The sequence below is a fragment of the Clostridium luticellarii genome (assembly GCF_002995845.1).
Taxonomy (GTDB): Bacteria; Bacillota; Clostridia; order Clostridiales; family Clostridiaceae; genus Clostridium_B; species Clostridium_B luticellarii.
Map to the genome: position 1 here is coordinate 1 of NZ_PVXP01000113.1, position 6233 is coordinate 6233.

6 protein-coding genes are annotated in these 6233 nt (G+C 33.2%); all 6 read left to right on the plus strand.

Features of this window, described 5'->3' with window-relative positions; translation table 11 throughout:
* Nucleotides 1-307: 307 nt before the first annotated feature.
* The 6 genes from hprK (at nucleotide 308) to CLLU_RS17835 (ending at nucleotide 6124) form a co-directional block, all read left to right on the plus strand.
* Nucleotides 308-1231 (plus strand): HPr(Ser) kinase/phosphatase, encoded by a 924-nt coding sequence (gene hprK / locus CLLU_RS17810; RefSeq protein WP_106011107.1) that lies wholly within the window; start codon nucleotides 308-310, stop codon nucleotides 1229-1231.
* A complete protein-coding gene (locus CLLU_RS17815) occupies nucleotides 1222-1773 on the plus strand; it encodes a 5-formyltetrahydrofolate cyclo-ligase (RefSeq protein ID WP_106011108.1) in 552 nt (183 codons plus the stop codon). Before hprK ends, CLLU_RS17815 begins: the two co-directional genes overlap by 10 nt.
* A 160-nt stretch (nucleotides 1774-1933) precedes the next feature.
* Entirely contained in the window at nucleotides 1934-2872 is a 939-nt protein-coding gene (locus CLLU_RS17820; RefSeq protein WP_106011109.1) for a magnesium transporter CorA family protein, read from the plus strand.
* Between the two features lie 25 nt (nucleotides 2873-2897).
* Complete coding sequence (locus CLLU_RS17825) at nucleotides 2898-4298, plus strand: aminopeptidase (RefSeq protein WP_106011110.1); 1401 nt, start codon at nucleotides 2898-2900, stop codon at nucleotides 4296-4298.
* Between the two features lie 128 nt (nucleotides 4299-4426).
* Entirely contained in the window at nucleotides 4427-5026 is a 600-nt protein-coding gene (locus tag CLLU_RS17830; protein ID WP_106011111.1) for an anthranilate synthase component II, read from the plus strand.
* 12 nt (nucleotides 5027-5038) lie between these two features.
* Nucleotides 5039-6124 (plus strand): anthranilate synthase component I family protein, encoded by a 1086-nt coding sequence (locus tag CLLU_RS17835; RefSeq protein ID WP_242977747.1) that lies wholly within the window; start codon nucleotides 5039-5041, stop codon nucleotides 6122-6124.
* Nucleotides 6125-6233: the final 109 nt, after the last annotated feature.

The following is a 6233-nucleotide window of genomic DNA, read 5'->3' on the forward strand; positions in this document are numbered from 1 at the left end:
ATACAGTATATTACAAAAATAAACATAATTTCTGTAGATAAGATGTGGATTATTCTGTGGAAAAAATGTGGAAAAAAAGAAAAATGTGTCTGTATATATTGGTATGAAATATCATGTAAATAATTACCAAAACAAAATAATGTCTAAAAGTTTTTTGCATATCATAAAGATTGATACCCCTGGTGCCTTTTGATATAATAAATTATAAAGCAGATCTTTTTAAAATAAGCTCAAGTGAAGAGGTCTGTGGCCCTGGAAAACTTGAGAAAAATAAAATTGAAATAGATACAACTTAGGGGTGATAAAAATGCCGGTAACAATAAAAAACATTATACAGGATTTAAACCTGGAGATTATAGCCAAAGGGGATAAAATAAACGAAATAACCGAGAGCGACATAAACAGGCCTGGACTTCAATTCAGCGGATTTTACAATTACTATGCCAATAAAAGAGTTCAAATAGTTGGCAAAGCTGAATGGAGCTTTTTGGATGCAATGCAGCCGGAACTGAGGAAAAAAAGGCTGGAAAAATATTTTGAATTCTACAATCCCTGTACCATAGTTACAAGGAATTTGCCGCCCCATAAAGAATTTTTGGAAAGTGCTAATTCAAACAAGAGATGGATACTCAGAACTGAAAGTATATCAACCAGGTTTATAAATAAACTGATGAATTATCTGGATGAAAAGCTGGCGCCGGAAACCAGACTCCATGGAGTTTTGGTGGACGTATACGGCATAGGAATACTTATAGCCGGTGAAAGCGGTATAGGGAAAAGTGAAACTGCACTGGAGCTTATAAAAAGAGGTCATAGACTGGTGGCAGATGATGCTGTGGATATAAAACAGATAAATGGAGTACTTCATGGTACGTCTCCTTATATTACATCTGGAATGATAGAAGTGAGGGGAATGGGAATAATTGATATTCCAGCACTTTATGGATTGAGTTCCGTACTTAAAACCAAGAATATAAACCTTGTAATATACCTGGAACAATGGAAAAAAGATGAAAACTATGATAGACTTGGTATAGATAAAGAATATATGAATATTTTAAATGTTCCTGTTAGAAAGTTGAAAGTTCCCATAAGGCCTGGCAGAAATTTAGCGGTCATAATAGAAGCTGCAGCGGCAAACTACAGGTATAGTCTTATGTCCGATATAACTCCGGTGGATGTAATCAGCAAAAGAATACAGGAGCTAGAAAAGAGGAGATCATGCAAATAGATAAAAAGTGTATTAGGAAAAAAATAAAGGAGAAAAGAGATTCCATACCTAGAATTGAAAAGGAAAAATTGGATAATATAATATTTGAAAAAGTCATAGGCAGTGAAGAATACAAGAAGTCCAACAACTTGTTTATATTTGTTAGCTTTGAAAGTGAAGTGGATACCCATAGAATTATAAAAAGGGCTCTAAAAGATGGCAAAAATGTTTCTGTGCCAAAAACCATATCCAGAGAAGAGGGAATGGCAGCTGTTAAAATAAATGACTTCAGTGAATTGAAAAATGGAGCCTATGGAATACTGGAACCTGAAAACCTGGATTTAAGAATGAAGGAATCCTTAATGGATGTGTGTTATATACCCGGTGTTGCTTTTGACAAAGAAGGAGGAAGGGTTGGATATGGCGGCGGATATTATGACAGGTTTTTAAATCTGGTGAGGAAGGACACAAAAAAAATAGCTCTCTGTTACAGCTTTCAGATTTTAGATAAAGTTCCCAGAGAGGAACATGACATACTTGTAGACAGTATAATTTCCGATTAGATTTTAATATAATGTCTGTTTTTTATTTGGTATTGCTTCTGGATTATCCTCAAAAAAAATTTAAAATGAAAACACAATGAATTATTTTTAATTAATTCAACACACTAATATAGACTGAAAGTATATTTGAAGTAAAGTCATGTTTGTTGGTGGTGTTTTTATGAAAATATTGGATATAGATAATAATTTCCAGGAAATTTCCGGAACAATTGATCCTGTAAACAGCCATTATTGGATACTTTTGCCTATAGATGAAGTGGAAAAATTAGATGATTTCATATCAGTGGACAGGGAAACAATAGATGAATGCAGAAGCTTTTCCCAGGCTTCAAAAATAAATTTTTTTAACGGATATATTTTCATAATATTCAACGTATTGAATTATGTAGAAAAGATAGTGATATCCAGAGAATTGAATGTTTTTTTAAGCAGAAATTACATAATAACTGTATATAAGGATAAAATTGATATATTAGAGAATCTAATAAGAGATATAAGAGGCTGGAAAAATTGCTTCGTGCTGAAAGATAATCCCAGGGTTTGTATACTTCTCTATTGTATTTTAGACAGAATAGTAATGAAAAATTATGATATAATATCAGAACTTGAGGTAGAGGCAGATAAAATTGAAATAAATATTTTAAAAAGTCCCAGGCAGGATCAGATAGACAATTTAATAACCTTGAGGAGACAGGTCTATAAAATAAGAAAGTACCTGAGTCCCCTTATTTATATAGGAGACAGTCTTACTATAAATGATAATCTTGTTATTGAAAGGGAAAGTATAAAATATTTTATAAGTCTGGATAAGAAAATAGAAAAACTTATGATTTCTCTTGAAAGCCTGGTTCAGGATCTGGCCCTTGTAAGAGAGGCCTTCGAATCTGAAATTGCCAACAAGACCAATGAACTCATGAAAATTTTCACAGTAATAGCCACTATATTCCTACCTCTAAATCTTATAAGCAGTATTTATGGTACCAATCTAAAGGGAGTTCCCTTTATGGAAGTGGAAAATGGATGTCACTATGTAATGATAATTATGCTTCTTATAGCTTTAATTCTCATATGTATATTTAAAAGAAAGAGATGGCTTTAAAATAATATGGTTAGGAGAGATGAGGATGTCTAAAGATTTGATTAAGAAATATAAATATGCTTGGGATAAATATTCAAAAAAAGATTTTGAATTGCTTTTTAAATTATCGGATGAATATAAAAATTTCATGTCCAAATGTAAAACTGAAAGAGAATGTGTAAAAGAATTTATATCTAGAGCTGAAAAAAATGGTTATAAAAATATAGAAGATGTGATAGCTAAGAAAGGCTCTTTAAATCCAGGCGATAAGGTCTACGCCAATAACAAGGGAAAGACTTTGGCTCTATTTGTAATTGGAAGCAAAAGTATTGAAAGCGGTATGAGAATACTGGGTGCCCATGTGGACTCTCCAAGACTTGATTTAAAACAAAACCCCCTTTATGAGGATACGGATCTGGCACTGTTTGACACACACTATTATGGCGGAATAAAAAAATATCAGTGGGTAACTCTCCCGCTTGCAATTCATGGAGTAGTTGTTAAAAAGGACGGCAGCAAATCCAACATAGTAATAGGAGAAAAAGAAGATGATCCGGTACTGGGAGTATCCGATCTGCTGATACACCTTGCTGCAGATCAGATGGCCAAAAAAGGAACCAAGGTAGTTGAGGGTGAGGATTTAAATTTACTGGTAGGAAGTATTCCGATTAAAGATAAAGATGCTAAAAATAGAGTGAAACAAAATATATTGAAATTGTTAAATGAAAAATATAATATGGAAGAAGAGGATTTTGTATCTGCAGAACTGGAGGTAGTTCCTGCAGGAGCTGCCAGAGATTTTGGCCTGGATAAGAGTATGATCATGGCCTATGGACACGATGACAGAATATGTGCCTATACTTCCTTTGAAGCCATGCTGAAGATAGAAAAACCTGAAAAAACCTGTGTCACTCTTCTGGTGGATAAAGAGGAAATAGGAAGTGTGGGAGCTACAGGAATGCAGTCCAGATTCTTTGAAAATACAGTGGCAGAAATTATAGACCTCTGTGGTAAATACAATGATTTGAAAGTCAGAAGAGCCCTGACTAATTCAAAAATGCTGTCTTCAGATGTAAGTGCAGCTTTTGATCCAAATTATCCTTCTGTTATGGATAAAAACAATTCAGCTTATCTGGGAAAAGGTGTAGTTTTCAATAAATACACCGGAGCTAGGGGAAAATCAGGTTGCAATGATGCAAATCCTGAATATATAGCTGAAATACGAAATATAATGGAAAAAAATAATGTATACTGGCAAACTGCAGAACTTGGTAAAGTAGATCAGGGCGGTGGAGGAACAATAGCTTATATTCTGGCAGAATACAATATGCAGGTTATAGACTGTGGTATAGCACTTCACAATATGCACGCACCATGGGAAGTGGCAAGCAAGGCGGATATATACGAGGCTGTGAAAGGTTACACCGCTTTTTTAAATGAAATATAGATAAGATCTGTATTTCATTTTAGCTTTTTAGAGAACATACATAGAGGCTTGGTGTAATCGGAATTATGTATGTTCTTTTTATATATGATGGTAATATAAATATACACGTTGTTTGATGAGGTGAAATTATGTTTTTGATGATCGACAATTATGATTCCTTTGTTTATAATCTAGTGCGATATTTAGAAGAGCTGGATGAAGACGTGAAAACCTTTAGAAATAATAAACTGACTTTAGATGATATAAAGACCATGAATCCGGATGGAATTATAATATCTCCCGGTCCTAAATCCCCGAAGGATGCAGGAATATGTGTTGATGTAATAAAAAAATTCAGTGGATATATTCCAATTCTGGGAATATGCCTTGGACACCAAAGCATAGCTTACGCTTTTGGAGGAAATATAATAAAGGGAAAAGAGCCTGTTCATGGGAAAGTTTTTAAGGTGTCTCATGACGGCACAGGAATATTTAAAAATATAAAAAATCCTGTAAAGGTAACGAGGTATCATTCTCTAATTGTGGACAAGAATACCCTGCCTGAATGTCTGAAAATATCTTGTGAAACCGATGATGGTGTTATAATGGGAATACGACACAAAAAATTTTTGGTAGAGGGAGTGCAATTTCATCCTGAAGCAGAACTGACAGAATGCGGACATGAAATGTTGAAAAATTTTTTGGAAAAAGCAAAAATACTAAAGAAGAAATTTTCTTCTTTAGTTTAAAGAGGTGTATTGTTGTTGCAAACTTTTATAGAAGAGGTAAATACAAATTTAGATGCTTTTGATATATATTCTCTGTTTAAGCAGGATAAGACCGTATCTCTCCTTGACAGCGGCATGAATGCTGAAAATTTAGGAAGATATTCTTTTATAGGACTAAATCCTTTTACTACATTTAAATATGAAAATGGAAGCTGTTTCATAAATGGCAAAAAAATAGGAGAAGCAGATCCTTTTGAAGAAATCAAGAAACTGCTCGGTATGTATAAAATAAAAAATGATACAAGCTTTCCCTATATAGCCGGAGCTATGGGGTATTTTTCTTATGATCTGGCAAGAATAATAGAAAAATTGCCTGTATCAGCTTTAGACGATGTAAAAATACCTGACTGCTATTTTTACTTTTATGATAATGCAATAATCTTTGACAACTTGAAGGGGGATACTTTTATTACAGCCCTTGGAATATTAAAAAATCCTAAAAATAGTATAAAGGAATTAAAAGAAAAGATATTGAAGGGAAATCAAGTAAAATATAAAGAGGTTGAAGGCAGTTCTACAAAATTTATTTCTAATTTTGAAAAAAACAAATACAAGAAAACCGTAGAAAAAGTAAGAAACTACATAAGGGAGGGAGATATATACATAACAAACCTTACTCAGAGATTTAAATGTAAGGTTACAAAAAAACCTTATGAAATATACAGGGATTTAAGACATATAAATCCTGCACCATTTGCTGCATTTATGAATGTAGAAGATTTTAGTATAATATCATCATCTCCGGAAAGATTCTTAAAAATAGAGAACAATATAGTACAAACGCGTCCCATAAAAGGGACAAGACCTAGAGGCAAAAACAAAGAGGAGGATATTAGAAATAGGCAGGAACTTGCTGACAGCGGAAAAGATCATTCAGAACTTCTCATGATTGTAGATTTGGAGAGAAATGATTTGAGTAAAGTATGCAGACCTAATTCAGTAAAAGTTAAAAATCTATTTACAATAGAAGAATACAGCACGGTATTTCACTTAGTTTCAACCATAACGGGAAAACTAAAACAGAACAACACTTCAATAGACGTAAGCGTAAAAAAATAGACACCTAGAGATATTAAAATTTCCTTGATAAAATTACAGATATAAAAATCAGGAGGTATCTGTAATGGAAAAGCAAATTAATCATGAGCCTTGGGAGAAAATTTTAGAA

Excerpts from the sequence above, each read along its gene's own strand:
- CLLU_RS17830 (WP_106011111.1), top strand. The coding sequence starts at position 4,427 with ATGTTTTTGATGATCGACAATTATGATTCCTTTGTTTATAATCTAGTG.
- CLLU_RS17820 (WP_106011109.1), top strand. The coding sequence starts at position 1,934 with ATGAAAATATTGGATATAGATAATAATTTCCAGGAAATTTCCGGAACA.
- hprK (WP_106011107.1), top strand. The coding sequence starts at position 308 with ATGCCGGTAACAATAAAAAACATTATACAGGATTTAAACCTGGAGATT.
- CLLU_RS17825 (WP_106011110.1), top strand. The coding sequence starts at position 2,898 with ATGTCTAAAGATTTGATTAAGAAATATAAATATGCTTGGGATAAATAT.
- CLLU_RS17815 (WP_106011108.1), top strand. The coding sequence starts at position 1,222 with ATGCAAATAGATAAAAAGTGTATTAGGAAAAAAATAAAGGAGAAAAGA.